This is a genomic window from Pseudomonas sp. A39 (assembly GCF_058145955.1).
Window position 1 is genome coordinate 41,429 of sequence record NZ_JBYVMD010000016.1, and the last position, 19,326, is coordinate 60,754.

The 19,326-nt window shown below is 61.0% G+C and carries 20 protein-coding genes; 11 read left to right on the forward strand and 9 right to left on the reverse strand.

The genetic code is table 11. From position 1 onward, the window contains the following. Positions 1-163 precede the first annotated feature (163 nt). Positions 164-805: a ribosome biogenesis GTP-binding protein YihA/YsxC gene (gene yihA / locus AC3ZU9_RS14660; protein WP_042943980.1), complete on the forward strand. Its 642-nt coding sequence runs from the start codon at positions 164-166 to the stop codon at positions 803-805. A gap of 270 nt (positions 806-1,075) precedes the next feature. Here the strand turns inward: yihA and polA are convergent, their stop codons facing one another. Further along, positions 1,076-3,853 carry a DNA polymerase I gene (gene polA, locus AC3ZU9_RS14665; protein WP_490090890.1) on the reverse strand — a complete coding sequence of 926 codons (2,778 nt, stop codon included), beginning with the start codon at positions 3,851-3,853 and terminating at the stop codon, positions 1,076-1,078. A 74-nt stretch (positions 3,854-3,927) separates the two neighbouring features. Between polA and AC3ZU9_RS14670 the strand changes: the two genes are divergently transcribed. Then, the gene (locus AC3ZU9_RS14670) at positions 3,928-4,218 is read left to right on the forward strand and encodes a DUF2782 domain-containing protein (RefSeq protein WP_012721523.1); all 291 of its coding nucleotides are present in this window, start codon (positions 3,928-3,930) and stop codon (positions 4,216-4,218) included. A 56-nt stretch (positions 4,219-4,274) separates the two neighbouring features. Further along, positions 4,275-5,228, forward strand: a complete 954-nt coding sequence (locus AC3ZU9_RS14675) for a homoserine kinase (protein WP_012721522.1) — start codon at positions 4,275-4,277, stop codon at positions 5,226-5,228. Between the two features lie 124 nt (positions 5,229-5,352). Here AC3ZU9_RS14675 and AC3ZU9_RS14680 read toward each other — a convergent pair whose 3' ends face one another. After that, a complete protein-coding gene (locus AC3ZU9_RS14680) occupies positions 5,353-6,282 on the reverse strand; it encodes a zinc ABC transporter substrate-binding protein ZnuA (RefSeq protein ID WP_012721521.1) in 930 nt (309 codons plus the stop codon). A 58-nt stretch (positions 6,283-6,340) separates the two neighbouring features. Here AC3ZU9_RS14680 and AC3ZU9_RS14685 point away from each other — a divergent pair, with 58 nt between their 5' ends. The 4 genes from AC3ZU9_RS14685 to AC3ZU9_RS14700 are packed head-to-tail and all read left to right on the forward strand — an operon-like array spanning position 6,341 to position 9,146. Continuing rightward, the gene (locus AC3ZU9_RS14685; RefSeq protein ID WP_012721520.1) at positions 6,341-6,823 is read left to right on the forward strand and encodes a Fur family transcriptional regulator; all 483 of its coding nucleotides are present in this window, start codon (positions 6,341-6,343) and stop codon (positions 6,821-6,823) included. Beyond that, the gene (znuC, locus tag AC3ZU9_RS14690; protein WP_012721519.1) at positions 6,823-7,608 is read left to right on the forward strand and encodes a zinc ABC transporter ATP-binding protein ZnuC; all 786 of its coding nucleotides are present in this window, start codon (positions 6,823-6,825) and stop codon (positions 7,606-7,608) included. The genes AC3ZU9_RS14685 and znuC overlap by 1 nt, the downstream gene beginning before the upstream one ends. Next, the gene (znuB, locus tag AC3ZU9_RS14695) at positions 7,601-8,389 is read left to right on the forward strand and encodes a zinc ABC transporter permease subunit ZnuB (RefSeq protein WP_012721518.1); all 789 of its coding nucleotides are present in this window, start codon (positions 7,601-7,603) and stop codon (positions 8,387-8,389) included. Before znuC ends, znuB begins: the two co-directional genes overlap by 8 nt. Positions 8,390-8,426: 37 nt before the next feature. Next, entirely contained in the window at positions 8,427-9,146 is a 720-nt protein-coding gene (locus AC3ZU9_RS14700; RefSeq protein WP_102061258.1) for a PA5502 family lipoprotein, read from the forward strand. Between the two features lie 65 nt (positions 9,147-9,211). On the opposite strand, the gene katE is transcribed toward AC3ZU9_RS14700, so the two are convergent. Next, on the reverse strand, positions 9,212-11,374 hold the full coding sequence (gene katE / locus AC3ZU9_RS14705; protein WP_255611140.1) for a catalase HPII: 2,163 nt from the start codon (positions 11,372-11,374) through the stop codon (positions 9,212-9,214). A 244-nt stretch (positions 11,375-11,618) separates the two neighbouring features. Here katE and AC3ZU9_RS14710 point away from each other — a divergent pair, with 244 nt between their 5' ends. From AC3ZU9_RS14710 to AC3ZU9_RS14720, 3 genes are read left to right on the forward strand one after another with little or no spacing between them, the layout of a single operon-like run. Next, positions 11,619-12,626 (forward strand): methionine ABC transporter ATP-binding protein, encoded by a 1,008-nt coding sequence (locus tag AC3ZU9_RS14710; RefSeq protein ID WP_012721515.1) that lies wholly within the window; start codon positions 11,619-11,621, stop codon positions 12,624-12,626. After that, positions 12,626-13,300, forward strand: coding sequence for a methionine ABC transporter permease (locus AC3ZU9_RS14715; RefSeq protein ID WP_012721514.1), 675 nt, complete (start codon positions 12,626-12,628; stop codon positions 13,298-13,300). The genes AC3ZU9_RS14710 and AC3ZU9_RS14715 overlap by 1 nt, the downstream gene beginning before the upstream one ends. A gap of 50 nt (positions 13,301-13,350) precedes the next feature. Continuing rightward, a complete protein-coding gene (locus tag AC3ZU9_RS14720; RefSeq protein WP_490090891.1) occupies positions 13,351-14,121 on the forward strand; it encodes a MetQ/NlpA family ABC transporter substrate-binding protein in 771 nt (256 codons plus the stop codon). A 143-nt stretch (positions 14,122-14,264) separates the two neighbouring features. On the opposite strand, the gene AC3ZU9_RS14725 is transcribed toward AC3ZU9_RS14720, so the two are convergent. From AC3ZU9_RS14725 to AC3ZU9_RS14745, 5 genes are read right to left on the reverse strand one after another with little or no spacing between them, the layout of a single operon-like run. Beyond that, on the reverse strand, positions 14,265-14,900 hold the full coding sequence (locus AC3ZU9_RS14725; RefSeq protein ID WP_012721512.1) for an SCO family protein: 636 nt from the start codon (positions 14,898-14,900) through the stop codon (positions 14,265-14,267). Then, positions 14,897-15,796 (reverse strand): heme o synthase, encoded by a 900-nt coding sequence (cyoE, locus tag AC3ZU9_RS14730; RefSeq protein ID WP_012721511.1) that lies wholly within the window; start codon positions 15,794-15,796, stop codon positions 14,897-14,899. The genes AC3ZU9_RS14725 and cyoE overlap by 4 nt, the downstream gene beginning before the upstream one ends. Beyond that, positions 15,784-16,863, reverse strand: a complete 1,080-nt coding sequence (locus AC3ZU9_RS14735) for a COX15/CtaA family protein (RefSeq protein ID WP_490090892.1) — start codon at positions 16,861-16,863, stop codon at positions 15,784-15,786. The genes cyoE and AC3ZU9_RS14735 overlap by 13 nt, the downstream gene beginning before the upstream one ends. A 10-nt stretch (positions 16,864-16,873) precedes the next feature. Beyond that, a complete protein-coding gene (locus AC3ZU9_RS14740; RefSeq protein WP_012721509.1) occupies positions 16,874-17,458 on the reverse strand; it encodes a PA_0111/PP_0108 family protein in 585 nt (194 codons plus the stop codon). Beyond that, a complete protein-coding gene (locus AC3ZU9_RS14745) occupies positions 17,424-18,188 on the reverse strand; it encodes an SURF1 family protein (protein ID WP_490090893.1) in 765 nt (254 codons plus the stop codon). The genes AC3ZU9_RS14740 and AC3ZU9_RS14745 overlap by 35 nt, the downstream gene beginning before the upstream one ends. Positions 18,189-18,216: 28 nt before the next feature. Here AC3ZU9_RS14745 and AC3ZU9_RS14750 point away from each other — a divergent pair, with 28 nt between their 5' ends. Next, on the forward strand, positions 18,217-18,420 hold the full coding sequence (locus tag AC3ZU9_RS14750) for a twin transmembrane helix small protein (protein WP_012721507.1): 204 nt from the start codon (positions 18,217-18,219) through the stop codon (positions 18,418-18,420). Positions 18,421-18,426: 6 nt separating this feature from the next. Here AC3ZU9_RS14750 and AC3ZU9_RS14755 read toward each other — a convergent pair whose 3' ends face one another. Then, positions 18,427-19,314: a cytochrome c oxidase subunit 3 gene (locus tag AC3ZU9_RS14755; RefSeq protein ID WP_012721506.1), complete on the reverse strand. Its 888-nt coding sequence runs from the start codon at positions 19,312-19,314 to the stop codon at positions 18,427-18,429. Positions 19,315-19,326: the final 12 nt, after the last annotated feature.

The following is a 19,326-nucleotide window of genomic DNA, read 5'->3' on the forward strand; positions in this document are numbered from 1 at the left end:
TTTGCGTTCTAATGCGCAATAAAGGTCTTTCGCTCCCGTGAACTTCATCCTTCGCTGGGACAAAGCACACACAAAATCTGCGGCATTATATACTGGCGCTACTGAAACGGAAACGACACCGCTTGCCGCACCCTTTCTCGGCATCGCCCACATCGGAAATCTCATGCAACTCAAGAATCCCATCCTTGGCCTGTGCCAACAGTCCACGTTTATGCTCAGCGCCGCCAAAGTTGACCAATGCCCCGATGACGAGGGCTTTGAAGTCGCCTTTGCCGGGCGCTCCAACGCCGGTAAGTCCAGCGCGCTGAACACCCTGACTCACGCCAGCCTGGCACGCACCTCGAAAACCCCAGGCCGTACGCAACTTCTCAATTTCTTCAAGCTAGACGATGATCGGCGTCTGGTCGACCTGCCGGGCTACGGTTATGCAAAAGTACCTATCCCGCTGAAGCTGCACTGGCAGCGTCACCTGGAGGCCTACCTGGGTGGCCGGGAGAGTTTGAAGGGTTTGATTCTGATGATGGACATCCGCCATCCGATGACCGATTTCGACCTGCTGATGCTCGACTGGGCAGTTGCCAGCGGCATGCCGATGCATATCCTGCTGACCAAAGCCGACAAGCTGACCTACGGCGCCGCCAAAAACACGTTGCTTAAAGTGCAGTCTGAAATCCGTAAAGGCTGGGGTGATGCGATCACCATCCAACTGTTCTCGGCGCCCAAGCGCATGGGCCTGGAAGACGCCTACACCGTACTGGCCGGCTGGATGGAATTGGCGGACAAGGGCGCGGAGATCGCGGAGTAACTTTTGCGCAGGCAAAAAAAACCCCGGACTTCGTATGGGGAGGGGAAGTTCGGGGTTCAAGTTCCGGACCGCTAGGGCGGGGTCCAGATATCTGCCAACACTTAACACAACATAGGAGCATTGAAGGGCTTCACCACCCATTCAGTAACTCTGAGTGGCAATTCACGGGTTAAGTTCCGGCAGGTTCGAAAAACTATTTGAAATAACTGACAGCGATTTCCGGACTAAAGCACTCTGCCACCACCCCACAGTGGCAGCAAAGCCCCGAGATCAGTGCGCCTGGTCCCAGTTATCGCCGACGCCCACTTCCACCAGCAGCGGCACATCCAGCTGAGCAGCGGCACTCATGTGCTCGCGAATCTTCTCGCTGACTTCCGCGACCAGATCCTCACGCACTTCCAGCACCAATTCATCGTGCACCTGCAGGATCACCTTGGCATCCAGGCCTGAATCCGTCAGCCAGTTATCCACCAGCACCATGGCTTTCTTGATGATGTCTGCCGCTGTGCCCTGCATGGGCGCGTTGATGGCAGTGCGTTCAGCCGCCGCGCGCTCCTGGGGCTTGTTGGAATGGATATCCGGCAAGTAGAGGCGGCGACCGAAGAAGGTCTCTACGTAGCCCTGATCGGACGCCTGGGCGCGGGTGCGTTCCATGTACTCACGAACCCCGGGATAACGGGCGAAATACACATCGATGTACGCCTTGGCCGTCTTGGTATCGACGCCAATATCCTTGCCCAGCTTCTGTGCGCCCATGCCATAGATCAAACCAAAGTTGATCGCCTTGGCGCTGCGGCGCTGATCAGACGTGACGTCACCCAGCTCAACCTTGAACACCTCGGCCGCCGTGGCCGTGTGCACGTCGAGGTTGTGACGGAAGGCGTTCATCAAACCTTCGTCCTTCGACAGGTGAGCCATGATCCGCAGCTCAATTTGCGAATAGTCCGCCGCCAGCATTTTGTAGCCTTTGGGCGCGATGAAGGCCTGGCGAATCCGCCGCCCTTCAGCGGTACGCACCGGGATGTTCTGCAGGTTCGGATCGCTGGACGATAAACGCCCGGTCGCCGCCACCGCCTGGTGATAAGACGTGTGGATACGCCCGGTGCGCGGGTTGATCTGTTCCGGCAGACGGTCGGTGTAGGTGCTTTTCAGCTTGCTCATGCTGCGGTACTGCATCAGCACCTTGGGCAGCGGGTAGTCATCTTCGGCCAGCTTTGCCAGCACTTCTTCGGCGGTTGAAGCCTGGCCTTTGCCGGTTTTCTTCAGTACCGGCAGGCCGAGTTTTTCGTAAAGAATCGCCCCGAGTTGCTTGGGCGAACCCAGGTTGAATTCTTCACCGGCGATCTCGAACGCCTGGCGCTCCAGCTCGACCATCTTGTTGCCCAGTTCGATGCTCTGGATACCCAGCAGGTCCTTGTCGACCAGCGCACCCTGGCGCTCAATACGCGCCAACACCGGCACCAACGGAATCTCGATATCCGTGAGCACACTCGCCAGGCTCGGAATGGCTGAAAGTTGCGCAAACAGCGCCTGGTGCAGACGCAAGGTCACATCGGCGTCTTCCGCCGCATAAGGGCCAGCCTGCTCCAGCGCGATCTGATCGAAAGTCAGCTGCTTGGCACCCTTGCCGGCAATGTCCTGGAAGGCGACGGTGTCGTAGTCCAGGTACTTCTTGGCCAGGCTGTCCATGTCATGCCGCGTTGCGGTGGCGTTCAACACATAGGATTCGAGCATGGTGTCGAAGGCGATACCCCGCACGGTAATGCCGTGCGCCGGGTCGCCGCCGATGGCGCAATTGGCCAGGATGTTCATGTCGAACTTGGCGTGCTGGCCGACCTTGAGCTTGGTCAGGTCTTCCAGCAGCGGTTTGAGGGCCAGCAGCACGGTATCGCGATCCAGCTGCTCCGGCGCGCCGATGTAGGCGTGGGTCAGCGGGATATAGGCCGCTTCGTGGGGCTGCACCGCGAAGGAAACACCCACCAACTGCGCCTGCTGGGCATCGATCCCGGTCGTTTCGGTGTCGAAGGCGAACAGCTTCGCGTCGTTGAGCTTCTTCAACCAGATGTCGAAGGTGGCCTGATCAAGGATCGTGGTGTAGGTCGCCTCCGCCGGCGCCGCTACCTCAGCGACGTCCTCAACAACCGGCGCAGCCTTGAGCTCCACCCGCTTGGCGTCGCGCTGGATCTCATCAAACCAGCTCTTGAACTCCAGCAGCGTGTACAGCTCCAGCAGTTTTTCACGGTCCGGCTCAATCAGGTGCAGGTCATCCAGGCCCACATCCAGCGGCACATCAATCTTGATCGTCGCCAACTGGTAGGAAAGGAACGCCATCTCCTTATGCTCTTCCAGCTTGGCCGGCAGCGTCTTCGCGCCCCGAATAGGCAGGGTCGGCACGATATCCAGCTGTTCATACAGCTCTTTAAGGCCACCGTTCACACCGACCAGCAAGCCGGAAGCCGTCTTCGGACCAATGCCCGGGACGCCTGGGATGTTGTCGGACGAATCGCCCATCAAGGCCAGATAGTCGATGATCTGCTCGGGAGCGACACCGAATTTCTCCTTCACGCCCTCGATGTCCATCGCGCTACCGGTCATGGTATTGACCAAGGTAATGTGCCCGTCGACCAGCTGTGCCATGTCCTTGTCCCCGGTGGAGATCACCACCGGACGGTCAGCGGCCGCACTGCTGCGGGCCAGGGTGCCGATCACGTCATCGGCCTCAACGCCTTCGACGCACAACAACGGGAAGCCCAGGGCGATCACACTCTGGTGCAGCGGCTCGATCTGCAGGCGCATGTCATCAGGCATGCTCGGGCGGTTGGCCTTGTATTCGGCGTACATGTCATCGCGAAAGGTCCCACCCTTGGCGTCGAACACCACCGCGAACGGACTGTCCGGGTACTGCTTGCGCAGGCTTTTGAGCATGTTCAACACCCCCTTGACCGCGCCGGTGGGCAGGCCTTTGGAGGTGGTCAGCGGTGGCAGCGCATGGAACGCGCGGTACAGATAAGAAGAACCGTCCACCAGGACGAGGGGTGCTTGGCTCATGAGCAGAATCAACCTTTTCGGCGGGTCAGGCGCTAGAATAGCCGGACCAATGACGACAAAGGGACAAGGTTATCATGCGTACATTCAATCGCCTGCTGTTGACCGGCTTGATTGCACTCGCTCCGATGGCTGCCATGGCGGCAGACGATGCCCCTGGGGGTGATCCGGAAGTTACGATCCGCACGGAAGGCGACAAGACCATCCAGGAATACCGTCAGAACGGTTTCCTGTACGCAATCAAGGTCACCCCGAAGGGTGCACCTCCGTATTTCCTGGTACGCGCGGACGGAACCGACGCGAACTTCATACGCTCTGACCAGCCGGATATGCTGATCCCGTCATGGAAGATCTTCGAATGGAAATGATTTCTTAACTTCAATTGGCGCCGCACACCGCGGCGCCCGTACTGGCAGTTTTAACCATGTCTGTGTTCACCCCCCTGGCTCGGCCCGAGCTGGAAACCTTTCTCGCCCCTTACGGGCTCGGCCGCCTGATCGACTTCCAGGGGATTGCCGCCGGTAGCGAAAACACCAATTTCTTTATCAGCCTGGAGCAGGGTGAATTCGTCCTGACCCTGGTTGAACGCGGCCCGGTCGCGGAAATGCCGTTCTTCATCGAACTGCTCGACGTGCTCCACGACGCCGACCTGCCCGTGCCCTACGCCCTGCGCACCACCGACGGTGTGGCCCTGCGCGAGCTGAAAGGCAAACCGGCCCTGCTGCAACCGCGCCTGGCCGGCAAGCACATCAAGGACGCCAACGCCCAGCACTGCGCCCAGGTCGGCGACCTGCTTGGCCACCTGCACTTGGCGACACAAGGCGAGAAGGTACTGGAACGTAAGACCGATCGCGGCCTGGACTGGATGCTCAACGAAGGCGCGCAGTTGATTTCGCACTTGAACGACGCACAGCAGCGCCTGCTGCAAGACGCGCTGAATGAGATCAAAGCGCACAAGGCCCAGATCCTCGCTCTGCCGCGCGCCAATGTGCACGCCGACCTGTTCCGCGATAACGCGATGTTCGAAGGCACGCACCTCACCGGCCTGATCGACTTCTACAACGCCTGCTCTGGCCCGATGCTCTACGACGTGGCAATCGCCCTGAATGACTGGTGCTCGGACGCGGATGGCGTGATTGACGGGCAACGCGCCCGTGCGCTGCTCGGCGCCTATGCCGGCCTGCGACCGTTCACTGCCAAGGAAGCCGAACTGTGGCCGACGATGTTGCGGGTGGCGTGTGTGCGGTTCTGGCTGTCACGCCTGATCGCCGCCGAGTCGTTTGCAGGGCAGGATGTGTTGATCCATGACCCGGCAGAGTTCGAGCACCGCTTGGCACAACGCCAGCAGGTCACGATCCAACTACCGTTCGCCCTCTAAAGCCCCAACTCGGTCAATGTGGGAGCTGGCTTGCCTGCGATAGCGTCAGGTCAGCCAGCAATTTCGTCGCAGGCCCACCGCAATCGCAGGCAAGCCAGCTCCCACATTAGACCTGCGCCGTCTGTTACAACGACTCCAGGCACCCGGCCAAGTCATTCCCCAACTTCTCCAACACCTGCTCATAACCTTGAGCCGTCGCCGGGGTATACCCGCCGAGCGCGTCCAACTCCGCCAGCTTCACCGGCAACCCGGCCACCAGCGTTTCAGCCAAACGCGGGCGCAACGGCGGCTCGCTGAACACGCACGTCTTGCCCACTTCCTGCAAACGCGTACGCATCGCCGCCACGTGCTGGGCACCAGGCTGTACCTCTGCGGCAACGCTGAACACACCGGCATGCTTGAGCCCATAAGCGTCTTCGAAGTAATCGAAGGCTTCGTGGAACACGAAGTAAGGTTTGCCATCAATCGGCGCCAGGCGGGCTTTCAAGCGCGCGTCCAGGGCATCCAGGCGTTCATCGAAGGCCTTCACGTTGCTCTGGTAACGCGTGGCATTGGCCGGGTCGGCTGTCGCCAGGTCAGTCGCCATACGCGCGGCAATCACCCGAGCGTTTACGGTCGATAGCCACAAGTGCGCATCCAGGCTGCCTGGACGGTGATCGTGGTCGTGCTCGTCGGCATCGTCGGCGTGGGAGTGGCTATCTTCGGCGAATCGACGCAGTTTCATGCCCGGTAGGTCCTGCACCGCCACCGTTGCGGCCGTACGACCTTTCAGCACGCGTGGTAGGAAACTCTCCATATCCGGACCGATCCAGTACAACAGGTCCACCGACTGCACGCGCCGTACGTCGGATGGTCGCAACGCGTAGTTATGAGGCGATGCACCCGGCGGCAACAACACCTCGGGAACCGCTACGCCGTCCTGCACAGCAGCGGCAATCAACTGCAATGGCTTGATGCTGGTCAGCACCTTGACCTCGGCCTGAGCGGCGCCAGTAATGAACAAACTGGTGACAAATACGACAAAAACGGGAAAAAGTCGGGACACGATGACCACTCAATGGCGTAGGAACGGGTAACATAATAACGTCTCTATCAAATATCTGTCGCCGCTCATGCCTAAAACACCGCTTGCCAGCCGTCCCCACGACCACTCTCACTGCGTGCATACCGCGCTGTCGGAGGCCGACACCCTGTGCACACAGAAGGGGTTGCGCCTGACCGCCTTGCGGCGCCGCGTGCTGGAACTGGTGTGGCAGAGCCACAAGCCGCTGGGCGCCTACGACATTCTCGGCGTGCTCAGCGAGCAGGATGGCCGCCGCGCCGCACCGCCGACCGTGTACCGCGCGCTGGACTTCCTGCTGGAAAACGGCCTGGTACACCGCATCGCCTCGCTCAACGCCTTCGTCGGCTGCAGCCACCCGGAGCACGCGCACCAGGGCCAGTTCCTGATCTGCCGCGAGTGCCACGCCGCCATCGAGCTTGAACAAAAAAGCATCAGCGACGCCATCATCAAAAGCTCCGCCGATGTCGGCTTCCGGGTCGAAGGGCAAACGGTCGAAGTGGTCGGCCTGTGCTCGGGCTGCCAGGGGGCTTGATGAGCAACGCGTTAATCCGCCTGGAGCAGGTCGGGGTCACGTTCGCCGGGCAAACCGTGCTGGATAACATCGCACTCAGCGTTGAGCCTGGGCAGATCGTCACCCTGATCGGCCCCAACGGCGCCGGCAAGACCACCTTGGTACGCGCCGTGCTCGGACTGCTCAAGCCCGACACTGGCAGCGTGTGGCGCAAACCCAAGCTGCGCGTCGGTTATATGCCGCAGAAGCTGCACGTCGACCCCACACTGCCACTCTCCGTGTTGCGCTTCCTGCGCCTGGTGCCAGGCGTGGATCGCGCCCGTGCCCAGGCTGCGCTCAAGGAAGTCGGCGCTGAACAGGTGATCGACAGCCCGGTGCAAAGCATCTCCGGCGGCGAAATGCAGCGCGTGCTACTGGCCCGCGCCCTGTTGCGCGAGCCGGAACTGTTGGTGCTGGATGAGCCTGTGCAAGGCGTCGACGTCGCCGGCCAGGCCGAGCTATACAGCCTGATCACCCGGCTGCGCGACCGTCATGGCTGCGGCGTGCTGATGGTGTCCCACGATCTGCACTTGGTGATGAGCACCACCGACCAAGTGGTGTGCCTCAACCGCCACGTGTGCTGCTCCGGTCACCCGGAACAGGTCAGCGGCGACCCGGCCTTCGTCGAGCTGTTCGGCAAGAATGCCCAAAGCCTGGCGATCTACCACCACCATCACGACCACGCCCACGATCTGCATGGCGCCGTGGTCGACGATCCCGTTGCCCCTCACACCCACGTTCATGGAGATAGCTGCAAGCATGGCTGATTTTCTGCTCTACGCCCTGCTGGCAGGCTTGGCTTTGGCGCTGGTGGCGGGCCCACTGGGCTCGTTCGTGGTCTGGCGGCGCATGGCTTACTTCGGCGACACGTTGTCCCACGCTGCGCTGCTGGGTGTGGCCATGGGCTTCTTGCTGGATGTCAGCCCCACCATCGCCGTGACCGTGGGCTGCCTGCTCCTGGCGGTGCTGCTGGTGACGCTGCAGCAGCGCCAGCCGCTGGCTTCCGACACCTTGCTCGGCATCCTGGCGCCGAGCACCCTGTCGTTGGGCCTGGTGGTGCTGAGCTTCATGCACGAAGTGCGCATCGACTTGATGGCCTACCTGTTCGGCGATTTGCTGGCGATCAGCCCCACCGACCTTGCGTGGATCCTCGGCGGCAGCGCGGCCGTCCTGGTATTGCTGGTCGCCCTGTGGCGCCCATTGCTGGCGATTACCGTGCACGAAGAGCTGGCCACGGTCGAGGGCTTGCCGGTGCCGAGCCTGCGCATGGCCCTGATGTTGCTGATCGCCGTGGTGATTGCTGTCGCGATGAAGATAGTGGGCGTATTGTTGATCACGTCGCTGTTGATCATTCCTGCAGCTGCTGCCCAGCGCCATGCCCGTTCGCCGGAGCAAATGGCGATCGGCGCCAGCCTGTTGGGGATGCTCGCAGTGTGCGGGGGCTTGGCGCTGTCCTGGTTCAAGGATACGCCCGCCGGGCCATCGATTGTGGTCACGGCCGCCGCCCTGTTTTTGCTGAGTTTTGTCCTGCCCCGTCGAGGGGTGTAGACTTGCTCGCTTTTTGCGCAAATAGAGAGTCGCAGGAATGAAGCCGTTCACCTCCCGTTATCTGCTCCTTGCCGCATTTTCCCTGCTGCTGGGCGCCTGTCAAAGCACACCGCCCGCTGCCCCCGAGGCCCCGGACGCACGCGCTGTGGCCATTGCACAGCTGGAGCAAAACCTGGCCAGCAGCGAGTTGGCCACCGCCGAAGACCAGTTAGCCGCGCTACAGGCCCAGTCGCCCAACGACCCGGCGTTGGAAACCTACCAGCGTCAATTGGCCGAAGCCTATCTGCAGCGCAGTCAGATCGTGCTGCAAAAAGGTGACGTAAACGCCGCCGCCACCGCCCTCAGCCGTGCCCGCGCCCTGATGCCCAAGGCACCCGCACTCACCGGCGGCGTAAACAGCGCAATCACCCACGCCCGCAAAGCCGAGCTGGACAAAGCCGAGGCCGCCCTGAAAGCCGCCGAAGCCAAGCCCGCCGCCAAGGTCATCGACCCGTCGGCACCGAGCACGACCGTGGCGCTGAACCTCACCCATATCGAAGAACTGCGCCACCAGCTGGATGCAATTGCCACCGATGTGGTGAATTACCAGTGCGATGTGAGCATCCAGGCACCGCGCACAGAGGATTACCCGTGGCTGGCCACCTTGCTGACCAAACGGGTGAAGCGTATCGATTCGGGGTATGACCTGAAGATTCACCGGCAGATTCTGAAGAATATTCCGGCGCAGGTTGTGCTGATTCCGCGCAAAGCGGAGTAAGAGCATCGGGGGCGGAGCGACGATTCGACTTGCCCCCGATGACGATCTAACAAACAACCAAAGACTTAAGCCGGAATCGCCTTGGCCTTAGGCTCCCGATCCCAGACCCGATGCTGGCCGATCGCGGCAAAAAACGCCTTGAACGCCTTGGCATCCGACCCGACGATCAGCCCTGCATCCGCCTCAAGCTTCAACAGATCGAGCAATGGCTTCGCATCACTGGCGACGGTAATCGCCTTCAGGTGCTTGTACGCCTCCAGCACGAAATGCAGCGCCACACCGTCACCGCTCAACGCCTTGATCGACTCTTTCCCACCCGGCACGAACACCGCATCAAACGCAATGGACGGCATGCCTTCCATCGACGCATCCACCGGCAGGCTCTTGCCATCGGCCGTCTTCACCGGTGCCGAGGTCGGCCCCAGCAGTTTGGCGTGAGCACCTTCCGCTTCCAGCGCCTTCTTCAACGCGGCAATCGCCACGCCGTCCACACCATTGGCCGCCAGTATCGCCACTTTTCGCGTCTTGATATCGCCCGGCAGCAGGTTCGCCTGGCTCAATGCTGGCGAGCGCTCCGGCTGGGTTTTGCGCTCCGGTACAGTGCCTTTGGTCGGTGCTGGCAGCCCCAGGTTCTGGGCCACGCGCTTGGCCAGTTCGAGGTCGATATTGGCCAGGATCTCGTTGACCTGGCGCGCGCGAATAAACTCACGCTCCACCTTGCCCAACTCAAAGCTATAAGCCGCGATGATGTGCTCTTGCTCGTGCTTGCTCATGCTGCGGAAGAACAGGCGCGCCTGGGAGAAGTGATCGCCGAACGACTCGCTGCGCTCACGGATCTTGTGCGCATCAATACGCTCAGGGTAAGACTCAAAACCGCCATCCTGCGCCGCCGGCGGGGTTTCTTTCGGCCAGCCACCATCGATGGAGTTTGGCTCGTAAGCCGCACGCCCTTTGTCGATGGTGCTGCGGTGCATGGCGTCGCGCTGGTTGTTATGCAGCGGTGTCACAGGCTGGTTGATCGGCAGCTGGTGAAAGTTCGGGCCACCCAGTCGGCTGATCTGCGTATCGGTGTAGGAAAACAGTCGACCTTGCAGCAGTGGGTCATTGGAGAAGTCGATACCCGGCACGATATGCCCTGGGCAGAATGCCACCTGTTCGACTTCAGCAAAGAAGTTATCCGGGTTGCGGTTGAGCACCATCTTGCCCAATGGGGTGATGGGCACCAGCTCTTCGGGAATCAGTTTGGTCGGGTCGAGAATGTCGAAGTCGAAGGCATGCTCCTTGTCCTCAGGAATAACCTGCACGCCCAATTCCCACTCAGGGTAGTCGCCCATCTCAATGGCTTCCCACAGATCGCGGCGATGGTAGTCAGTGTCTTTACCGGCCAGCTTCTGCGCCTCGTCCCACACCAGCGAGCAAGTACCCGCCGTAGGGCGCCAGTGGAATTTGACGAAGTTGGATTGACCCTCGGCATTCACCAGGCGGAAGGTGTGCACGCCAAAGCCCTGCATGCTGCGCAGGCTTTTTGGAATGGCGCGGTCAGACATTGCCCAGATCACCATGTGGGCAGATTCGGGCTGCAACGAAACGAAGTCCCAGAACGTATCGTGTGCCGATCCGCCGGTAGGAATTTCGTTGTGCGGTTCAGGCTTAACGGCGTGCACGAAGTCAGGAAACTTGATCGCGTCCTGAATGAAAAACACCGGCATGTTGTTGCCCACCAGATCGAAGTTGCCTTCTTCGGTGAAAAACTTCACGGCAAAGCCCCGTACGTCGCGCACCGTATCACCCGAGCCACGCGGGCCCTGCACGGTGGAAAAGCGCGTGAACACCGGGGTTTTATGCCCAGGGTCACGCAGGAACCCGGCCTTGGTCAGCGCCGAATGGTTCTCATACGTCTGGAAATAGCCATGGGCACCCGTACCACGGGCATGCACGATGCGCTCCGGGATGCGCTCATGGTCAAAGTGCGTGATTTTTTCACGCATGATGAAGTCTTCCAGCAGCGATGGGCCACGGGAGCCGACTTTCAACGTGTTCTGGTTGTCGGAAATCTTGACGCCTTGGTTGGTACGCAGGGCCTGGCCGGTCGCATCGGAACGGAATTCCTCCAGGGCCTGCAGCTTGGCGTTGGTGTTGCCACGGTCGAGGGTATCGGTGCCCGCGAGTTCACTCTTCGGCGGGGTGGCTGGCTTCTTGGTACTCATCAGACAAAACTCCTTATTCAAAGTGGCCAGAGCGGTCCCCGGCTCGTTTGAGCAAAACCCCAGGCACGGCACCTGGGAAATCGAGTTGCTTAAGTAGTGACTGATGGGGTTTTGGGCCGTTCCTTTTTTATGACCTTTGATCGCGTTATTGCCAAATCAAAGGTTGAATGCGAAATAAATGCTAAGAAACGCTATACGGACAGGCTAAAATGCGCGCCCGGCTAACCGCTGATCCCTTTTCCATGCGCCCCACAAGGTTCGCTACGTGATCGAGTTTCAAAACGTCCATAAAACCTACCGCGTCGCCGGTAAGGATATTCCCGCGCTGCACTCCACCAGCTTGAGTGTCGAAAACGGCCAGGTATTCGGCCTGATCGGCCACTCTGGTGCGGGCAAAAGCACCCTGCTGCGCCTGATCAACCGCCTCGAAGAACCGAGCGGCGGCAAGATCACGGTGGATGGCGAAGAAGTTACCGCCCTGGATGCCAACGGCCTGCGCCGTTTCCGCCAGCAGGTCGGGATGATCTTCCAGCACTTCAACCTGCTGGCCTCCAAGACCGTCGCCGACAACGTGGCGCTGCCGCTGACCCTGGCCGGCGAATTGTCGCGCAAGGACATCGACCTGCGAGTGGCCGAATTGCTCGCCCGCGTCGGCCTGTCCGACCACGCCAAGAAATACCCGGCGCAGTTGTCCGGTGGCCAGAAGCAACGCGTCGGCATCGCCCGCGCCCTGGCGACCAAGCCAAAGATTTTGCTGTGCGACGAAGCGACCAGTGCCCTTGACCCGCAAACCACCGCTTCGGTGCTTCAACTGCTGGCCGAGATCAACCGCGAGTTGAAGCTGACCATCGTGCTGATCACCCATGAAATGGACGTGATCCGCCGCGTCTGCGACCAAGTAGCCGTGATGGACGCCGGCGTGATCGTCGAGCAAGGCTCGGTGGCCGATGTGTTCCTGCACCCCAAGCACCCGACCACTAAACGCTTCGTGCAAGAAGCCGAGCAGGTCGACGAAGGCGAGCAACACGATGACTTCGCCCACGTGCCGGGCCGCATCGTGCGCCTGACATTCCAGGGCGAAGCGACCTACGCACCATTGCTGGGTACCGTCGCCCGGGAAACGGGGGTGGACTACAGCATCCTGGCCGGTCGTATCGACCGCATCAAAGACATCCCTTACGGGCAACTGACCCTCGCCGTCACCGGTGGTGACATGGAAGCCGCGTTTGCACGCTTCACCGCCGCCGACGTCCACATGGAGGTCCTGCGCTAATGGAAGTCCTGATGAGTTTCTTCGCCAATATCGACTGGTCTGAAATCTGGCTGGCCACGGGCGACACCATGACCATGCTGTTCGGCTCGCTGTTCTTCACCGTGGTGCTCGGCCTGCCGCTGGGTGTGCTGCTGTTCCTGACCAGCCCGCGCCAACTGTTCGAGCAAAAGGGCCTGTACGCGCTGCTGTCGCTGATTGTGAACATTCTGCGCTCGCTGCCGTTCATCATTCTGTTGATCGTGATGATCCCGTTCACCGTGCTGCTCACCGGCACTTCGCTGGGTGTGGCGGGTGCGATTCCGCCGCTGGTCGTGGGCGCGACGCCGTTCTTTGCGCGGTTGGTGGAAACCGCCTTGCGTGAAGTGGACCGCGGCATCATCGAAGCCACCCAATCCATGGGGGCCAGCACGCGCCAGATCATCACCAATGCCTTGCTGCCCGAAGCCCGTCCGGGCATTTTCGCAGCGATTACGGTGACGGCGATTACACTGGTGTCCTACACGGCCATGGCCGGTGTGGTCGGTGCCGGTGGCTTGGGCGACTTGGCAATCCGTTTCGGTTACCAGCGCTTCCAGACCGATGTGATGGTGGTCACGGTGGTGATGCTGTTGATCCTGGTGCAAATTCTGCAAACCGTCGGCGACAAGCTGGTGGTGCACTTTTCTCGAAAATAACGGCCATGGCCGGCCCCCGCCGGCCCATGCCCGAACAAGGAGCTTGTTGGATGAAAAAACTACTGGTTGCTTTCGCCGCCGTTGCCGCGTTTTCCGCCCACGCCGAGACCATCACGGTCGCCGCTTCGCCGGTTCCTCACGCGGAAATCCTGGAGTTCGTGAAACCTGCCCTCGCCAAAGAAGGCGTAGATCTGCAGGTCAAAGTCTTCACCGACTACGTGCAGCCCAACGTACAAGTCGCGGAAAAACGCCTGGACGCCAACTTCTTCCAGCACCAGCCGTACCTGGATGAGTTCAACAAAGCCAAGGGCACTCACCTGGTGAGCGTCGGCGCCGTGCATCTGGAACCACTGGGCGCTTACTCCAGCAAGTACAAGAAGCTGGCCGACCTGCCTGACGGTGCCAACGTGGTGATCCCGAACGACGCCACCAACGGCGGCCGCGCGCTGCTGCTGCTGGCCAAGAACGGCCTGATCACCCTGAAGGACCCGACCAATATCCTGTCGGCCATCAAGGACATCACTGGCAACGATAAGAAGCTCAAATTCCGCGAACTGGAAGCCGCCACCCTGCCGCGCGTGCTGACCCAGGTCGACCTGGCGCTGATCAACACCAACTACGCGCTGGAAGCCAAGCTGGATCCGTCCAAGGACGCCCTGGTGATCGAAGGCAACGACTCGCCTTACGTGAACATTCTGGTGACCCGCGAAGACAACAAGGATTCCGACGCGGTGAAGAAGCTGGTAGCAGCCCTGCACACCCCTGAAGTGAAGCAATTCATCGAAGAGAAGTACAAAGGCGCGATCAAGCCGGCGTTCTGATGTAACCCGATCTCCCAAGCACTGGAGATCAAAAAATGTGGGAGGGGGCTTGCCCCCGATAGCAGTGGGTCAGCCACCAAAGCAATGACTGACACTCAGCAATCGGGGGCAAGCCCCCTCCCACATTTGTTATGTGTCGCCTGTTAGTTGCGCTTCAACAACCCCGGCAACTGCGCCACCAGCTTCTGGTTATTCAACGGCGCACGAATAAACCCGCGCTGCGTCCCATCCGGCCCGATCAGCGCCAGGTTGCCGCTGTGGTCGACGGTGTAGTTCGGCTTGCTGGTATCGGCAGGTATGAACGGAATGCTCACGGCATTCGAGACCTTCTGCACATCCTCCACATTCGCGCCGGTCAGGCCCTGGAACTGCGGGTCGAAGTAGCCCAGGTACTGCTTGAGCTGGGTCGGCGTATCGCGGTTCGGGTCGACGCTGACCAGGATCACCTGCAGCTTATCCACAACGTCCTTGGGCAGTTCGCTCTTGATCTGGCGCAGCTGGGCGAGGGTGGTCGGACAGATGTCCGGGCAGAAGGTGTAGCCGAAGAACAACAAGCTCCACTTGCCTTTCAACTCATTGACCACCACCGGCTGCCCTTCCTGATTGGTCATGGTTACCGGCGGCAGCTGGCGACTTTGCGGCAGCAGGATGATGCCGGCGTCGATCAAGGCGGTGGGATCGCCCTGGCCTTTGCCACTCAGCACTTTGTTGACGGTCAGGCCCATGATCAACGCGACAATGGCCACCAGGATAAAGACAGTTTTTTGAGTTCGAGTCATAGGTTCAACAGTAGGTAGTGGTCTACGAGCAGGGCGATGAACAGCAGCAGCAAGTACCAGATAGAGTACTTGAAGGTGTTGATCGCCGCGTGCGGCTGAGCGCCACGGTACAGCACCCAGGCCCATTGCAGAAAGCGCCCGCCCAATACCAGCGCACACGCGAGGTACAGCAGGCCGCTCATATGAATGACATAGGGCATCAGGCTCACCGCCAGCAGGGCGAAGGTATAAAGCAGGATATGCACCTTGGTGTAATGCTCGCCATGGGTGACCGGCAGCATCGGGATATCGGCCTTGGCGTATTCCTCCTTGCGGTGAATGGCCAGGGCCCAGAAGTGCGGCGGGGTCCAGGCGAAGATGATCAGCACCAGCAGCAAGGGTTCGGCGCTGATGTGGCCGGTGACGGCAACCCAGCCCAACAGCGGCGGCGCGGCTCCGGCCAGCCCACCGATCACGATGTTTTGCGGCGTGGCACGCTTGAGAAAGCCGGTGTAGATCACCGCATAACCCAGCAACGAGGCCAGCGTCAACCAGGCCGCCAGCGGGTTGGTGAACGCCAGCAGCAGCGCCAATCCTGCAACCGCCAGAAACAATGCAAACGCCAATGCCGCCAGCGGCGACACACGGCCCTCCGCCAACGGCCGCTTGTGAGTGCGCGCCATCACCGCGTCGATGCGCCGATCCACCACATGGTTGACCGCCGCCGCCCCCCCCGCACACAGGGCAATCCCCAGGTTGCCAAACACCAGCACCGTCCACGGCACGCCGGCGCGGGTCGCCAGGAACATCCCCACCAGCGAAGTGATGAGCATCAGCACCACCACCTTCGGCTTGGTCAGCTCCAAATAGTCTCGCCAGATCGCCTGGCGGTGGCGCGCGCCGATCAAGGTCGCCATGGCATCTCTCCTTTAAGGGTGATGAGGCCCGATACGTGTTTGCGCGGGATAAAGCGCCAGCCGAACGGCAGCTGGTTGCGCACCCGGACCAGGCTGGTGCGGGCGTGGTAGTTAACCAGTACCAGCGTCAGCAGCAAGGCCGCACCGCCGGCGTTATGCCCTACCGCAACCGGCAGCGGCAGATGGAAGTATACGTTGCTCAGGCCCAGGCAGATTTGCGCCGCCAAGGCGATCAGCAGCAAGCCGGCCAATCGCGTCATGCCGACCGCGCGTAATTGCCAGGCCAGGCCGAACAGCACCAGGCTGACGATGACGGCGCCCATACGATGGGTGAGGTGGATGGCGGTGCGCGCCTCGCTGTCCAGCTGCCCGCCCAGGTAGTTGGGGCCGATGTGCTGGGTGAGATGAAAGCCATTGGCAAAATCCGCTGCCGGCCACCACTCGCCATGACAGGTCGGCAAATCAATACAGGCCACCGCCGCGTAGTTCGAACTGACCCAGCCGCCCAACGCAATCTGGCCGATCACCAGCACCAGGCCGGCGGTTGCCCAATACTGCAGGCGCTTGGGCACGATCAAGGCGGGCAACACCCCGGACAGGCGCAGGGTCAGCAGGAACAGCAGGCTCAAGGTCGCAAAGCCGCCGAGTAAATGCCCCGTCACCACCTGCGGCCACAGCTTCAGCGTCACCGTCCACATGCCAAACGCCGCCTGCGCGAACACCACCGCCAGCACGAACAGCGGCAATTTCACCGGCTGCCCCGGATCGCGCCGATGGCCCCACGAGCGCGCGGCCAGCAATACGATCAGCAAGCCCAAGGTGCCGGCAAAGTAGCGATGCGTCATCTCGGCCCAGCCCTTGTCCGCTTCCACCGGCGCATCAGGGAAGTGCAGCTCGGCATGGGCCAATTGGGCTTCGGTCTTGGGCACGCTGATAAAGCCGTAGCAGCCGGGCCAGTCCGGGCAGCCAAGTCCGGCGTGAGTCAGGCGGGTATAGGCGCCGAGCAGCACGACAATCAGCGCCAGCAAGGTGGCAAACAGCGCGAGGCGAAATCCAGGTTTGGCCATGACGATGCCCTTATCCGATGTTGGACAGTTTCAGCAGGTGGCGCAGGTCGTTGAGCAAGTCCTTGCCCTTGACCTTGGCGTCGTAGCGCAACACCAGGTTGCCGTGGGGATCGACGATCCATAGCTGCGCATCACCCGGCGCACCGGCATTTTTGCTGAAGGTCGAGAGGTCCAGCGGGTAACGTTGCAGTTGCGGGTACTCGGCCTTGAGCTTGGCGTCATAGTCGCTGCCCAGCGGCTGAGCACTGGCCAAGGCATGGCTGGCGCGGGAGGCATCGCGCCCCAGGCCAATCTGCAATTGCCGCGCGAGGTACACCAGTTGCTGGCAATCCGCGGCGCAAGCGGCGGGCGCGGTCACCAGCAGTTGCCAACGCTGTTCATCAGCCTGCACGCCGATGTCGGCGCGGGTCTGGCCGTTGCCGATCATTTCGCCATGGTAACTGCGGCTGTCCGGCACCCAAAACTGCAGCTTGTACATGAAGGTCGCCAGCGCCATCGGACCGATCACCATCATCAGGATGAGGATCAACTGCCAACGGCCTTTGCGCCGATCAGGCACTTCAGACATGTTGAGTGGATTCATGGCCGCTCCCATGGGGCTTCTCCTTTTTGTTGTGCCATCCGAGGTAGAGGTAAAGCGCCAACAGGGCCAGCGACATGGCGAACCACTGCACGGCGTACGCCAGGTGTTTTTCCGGCCCCATGGCCACGATCGGCCAAGTGGTTTCGTAGGTGCCGGGGCCGGCTTCGGCCCGCAGCTCGTAGGCGAAACCGCTGCGTCCCAGCTCCGTCCACAACGCGGCCGGGTGCAGCGCCGTCAGCAGGCGCGGCCATTGCGCGCCCGCCGGGTCGGCGTGCAGCTGGAAGGTTTCGCCGGGGGCGACGTAGACCCAGGCATCCAGGTTCACAGGTTGCTCAGGGGTGCTGAAGACCGGTGGCGTGCGCCGATCCGGCCAGGGCAGCCAACCACGATTGAGCAACAGCCACAGGCCGCTGGCCTGGTCATGGAAGGGTTGCAGCAGCTCAACGCCGGCCTTGCCGTCGCGCATGCGGTTATCGAGAAAAACGCTGTGTTCGGCATCGAATTGTCCGCGCAGCCGCACACGGCGAAAGGCCGGGTCAGGCATATCGGTGAGTTGCGCACTGCTGATCGGATCCGCCGCGCGGCGCTCGGTGTAACTGTCCACCAGCAGCTGCTTTTCATGGCCGCGGGACAGCTGCCAGAACCCCAGCCCCACCATCAACGGCAGCAACAACAGCACCACTAAAGTGGGTGCGATCCCTGGACGAAAGCGTTTTGCGGCGCTGGCTATACTTGTTTTCATTGCCCGCCCATCCCATTGGAGCCCGACCATGCTCAAAGCCGCCATTGCCCTGATGCTGATCGCGACCGTTGTGAGTCTGTTCAGTGGCTTGTTCTTCCTGGTCAAGGACGAGGGCAACTCCAATCGCCTCGTCACCGCCTTGACCGTGCGTGTCGTACTGGCCGTGATTACCCTGGCGTTGATCACCTGGGGCTTTTTCAGCGGCCAACTGGTTTCTCATGCGCCGTGGTAAACCGCTTCACAGCACATAGACGAAGAAAAACAGCCCGATCCACACCACATCCACAAAGTGCCAATACCAACTGGCCGCCTCGAAGCCGAACTGGTGCTCGGCATTGAAATGCCCCTTGAGGATGCGCATCAGCATCACGAACAGAATGATCGTGCCGATGGTGACGTGGGCGCCGTGAAATCCGGTGAGCATGAAGAAGGTCGCGCCGTATACGCCCGAGCCCAAGGTCAGGCCCAGCTCTTTATAAGCGTGGATGTATTCCTCAGCCTGGAACCCCAGGAATGCCAGGCCCAGCAGCACCGTGATCGCCAGCCAGATCTTCAGCGCACCGCGATGGCCTTTGCGCAGCGCATGGTGGGCGATGGTGATGGTCACGCTGGAACTCACCAGCAGGATGGTATTGACCAGCGGCAGGCCCCAAGGGCTGATGGTGCCTTCCGGCGCGGGGTACATTTTCGGATCGGGGTTGTTCAGCAACGGCCACGCAAATTCGAAATTCGGCCACAGCATGTGCGCAATGCCCTTATGCCCTTCGCCGCCCAGCCAAGGGCCGGACATGTGCCGTACATAAAACAGCGCACCAAAGAATGCGATAAAGAACATCACTTCGGAAAAGATGAACCACGTCATGCCCCAGCGGAACGAGCGGTCCATCTGCGAACTGTACAAACCGGCGCGGCTTTCCTTGATCACCGCGCCGAACCAGCCAAACATCATGTAGGCCACCAGCAGGCCACCGATGAAAAAGATCCACGGGCCGTGGGATTCCGGGCGCGCCGCCTTCAGGTCGTTGAACCACACGGCCAGGCCGTACACGGTGACCAGCATGCCAATCGTGGCAATTATCGGCCATTTGCTTTGCGCTGGTACGTAGTACGTATCATGAGTCGACATGTATTCGCTCTC

What these genes read in the sequence shown, in the direction of transcription:
- AC3ZU9_RS14700 (WP_102061258.1), top strand. Translation starts at nt 8,427, where the DNA reads ATGAAGCCGTTCACCTCCCGTTATCTGCTCCTTGCCGCATTTTCCCTG.
- AC3ZU9_RS14720 (WP_490090891.1), top strand. Translation starts at nt 13,351, where the DNA reads ATGAAAAAACTACTGGTTGCTTTCGCCGCCGTTGCCGCGTTTTCCGCC.
- AC3ZU9_RS14715 (WP_012721514.1), top strand. Translation starts at nt 12,626, where the DNA reads ATGGAAGTCCTGATGAGTTTCTTCGCCAATATCGACTGGTCTGAAATC.
- AC3ZU9_RS14735 (WP_490090892.1), bottom strand. Translation starts at nt 16,863, where the DNA reads ATGGCCAAACCTGGATTTCGCCTCGCGCTGTTTGCCACCTTGCTGGCG.
- AC3ZU9_RS14750 (WP_012721507.1), top strand. Translation starts at nt 18,217, where the DNA reads ATGCTCAAAGCCGCCATTGCCCTGATGCTGATCGCGACCGTTGTGAGT.
- yihA (WP_042943980.1), top strand. Translation starts at nt 164, where the DNA reads ATGCAACTCAAGAATCCCATCCTTGGCCTGTGCCAACAGTCCACGTTT.
- polA (WP_490090890.1), bottom strand. Translation starts at nt 3,853, where the DNA reads ATGAGCCAAGCACCCCTCGTCCTGGTGGACGGTTCTTCTTATCTGTAC.
- AC3ZU9_RS14675 (WP_012721522.1), top strand. Translation starts at nt 4,275, where the DNA reads ATGTCTGTGTTCACCCCCCTGGCTCGGCCCGAGCTGGAAACCTTTCTC.
- AC3ZU9_RS14670 (WP_012721523.1), top strand. Translation starts at nt 3,928, where the DNA reads ATGCGTACATTCAATCGCCTGCTGTTGACCGGCTTGATTGCACTCGCT.
- AC3ZU9_RS14755 (WP_012721506.1), bottom strand. Translation starts at nt 19,314, where the DNA reads ATGTCGACTCATGATACGTACTACGTACCAGCGCAAAGCAAATGGCCG.
- AC3ZU9_RS14740 (WP_012721509.1), bottom strand. Translation starts at nt 17,458, where the DNA reads ATGGGAGCGGCCATGAATCCACTCAACATGTCTGAAGTGCCTGATCGG.
- AC3ZU9_RS14745 (WP_490090893.1), bottom strand. Translation starts at nt 18,188, where the DNA reads ATGAAAACAAGTATAGCCAGCGCCGCAAAACGCTTTCGTCCAGGGATC.
- AC3ZU9_RS14725 (WP_012721512.1), bottom strand. Translation starts at nt 14,900, where the DNA reads ATGACTCGAACTCAAAAAACTGTCTTTATCCTGGTGGCCATTGTCGCG.
- znuC (WP_012721519.1), top strand. Translation starts at nt 6,823, where the DNA reads ATGAGCAACGCGTTAATCCGCCTGGAGCAGGTCGGGGTCACGTTCGCC.
- AC3ZU9_RS14685 (WP_012721520.1), top strand. Translation starts at nt 6,341, where the DNA reads ATGCCTAAAACACCGCTTGCCAGCCGTCCCCACGACCACTCTCACTGC.
- cyoE (WP_012721511.1), bottom strand. Translation starts at nt 15,796, where the DNA reads ATGGCGACCTTGATCGGCGCGCGCCACCGCCAGGCGATCTGGCGAGAC.
- znuB (WP_012721518.1), top strand. Translation starts at nt 7,601, where the DNA reads ATGGCTGATTTTCTGCTCTACGCCCTGCTGGCAGGCTTGGCTTTGGCG.